The sequence below is a fragment of the Streptomyces sp. MUSC 14 genome, from assembly GCF_001866675.1.
Classification (GTDB): domain Bacteria; phylum Actinomycetota; class Actinomycetes; order Streptomycetales; family Streptomycetaceae; genus Streptomyces.
Genome location: NZ_MLYN01000140.1, coordinates 1 through 1,391, shown reverse-complemented (window position 1 = coordinate 1,391; position 1,391 = coordinate 1). Strand labels below are relative to the sequence as shown.

Sequence of the window (1,391 nt, the reverse complement as noted above, 5' to 3'; positions counted from 1 at the left end):
GGCTAGGCCTTGAGGGTCCAGCGGGGGCCTTGCGGGCTGTCCTCGACGGCGAGGCCGGACTGGGTGAGCTGGTCGCGGATGGCGTCGGCGGTCGCCCAGTCCTTGCGGGCACGGGCGGCCTCGCGCTGGTCCAGGACCAGGCGGACGAGGCTGTCGACCACGCCGTGCAGGTCCTCGCTCCGGCCGGACTCGCCCGCCCACCGCTCGTCCAGCGGGTCGAGGCCGAGGACGCCGAGCATGGCCCGCACCTCCGCGAGCCGGGCCACCGCGGCGTCCTTGTCGTCGGCGGCCAGCGCGCTGTTGCCCTGCCGGACCGTGGTGTGCACGATCGCCAGGGCCTGCGGGACACCGAGGTCGTCGTCCATCGCCTCGGCGAAGGCCGGCGGGACCTCGGCGGCCGGCTCGACGGTCTTGCCGGCCAGCTCGACGACCCGCTGCACGAAGCCCTCGATCCGCGCGAACGCCGACTCGGCCTCGCGCAGCGACTCCTCGCTGTACTCGATCATCGAGCGGTAGTGCGGGGTGCCCAGGTAGTAGCGCAGCACGATCGGCCGCCACTGCCTGACCATCTCCGACACCAGCACGCTGTTGCCCAGCGACTTGGACATCTTGTCGCCGGCCAGGGTGACCCAGGCGTTGTGCACCCAGTACCGGGCGAAGCCGTCGCCGTAGGCCCTGGCCTGGGCGATCTCGTTCTCGTGGTGCGGGAAGATCAGGTCCAGGCCGCCGCCGTGGATGTCGAACGCGGAGCCCAGGTACTTGTGGGCCATCGCCGAGCACTCCAGGTGCCAGCCCGGACGGCCCGCGCCCCACGGCGTCGGCCACGTCGGCTCACCCGGCTTGGCCGCCTTCCACATCGCGAAGTCGCGCGGGTCCCGCTTGCCGGTCTCGCCCTCCCCGGACGGCTGGAGCAGGTTGTCCAGCTCCTGCCGGGACAGTTCCAGGTACCGCGGGAAGGAACGGACGTCGAAGTAGACGTTGCCGTCCGCCGCGTAGGCGTGCCCGCGCTCGATGAGGCGCTGCATCATCTCGACCATCTCGGTGACGTGGCCGGTGGCACGCGGCTCACAGGTCGGCGGGAGGCAGCCGAGCGCGGTGTAGCCCTCGTCGAAGGCACGCTCGTTCGCGTAGCCGATCGACCACCACGGGCGGCCCTGCTCACGGGACTTCGCGATGATCTTGTCGTCGATGTCCGTGACGTTGCGGACGAACGTCACGTCATAGCCCCGGTACGAGAACCAGCGGCGCATGATGTCGAAGTTGAGCCCCGACCGGATGTGCCCGATATGGGGCGCCGCCTGCACGGTGGCGCCACACAGGTAGATCGAGACACAACCCGGCTCGAGCGGGATGAAGTCACGGATCTGCCGGGCGCTGGTGTCGTACAGGCG

Annotated in this window: 1 protein-coding gene; it reads right to left on the bottom strand. The window is 70.7% G+C overall.

Annotation, left to right across the window (positions count from 1 at the left end; all coding sequences use genetic code 11):
- Positions 1-2: 2 nt before the first annotated feature.
- Positions 3-1,391: cysteine--tRNA ligase (gene cysS / locus BIV25_RS46025; RefSeq protein ID WP_071378573.1), on the bottom strand; the 1,389-nt coding region annotated here is incomplete at its 5' end.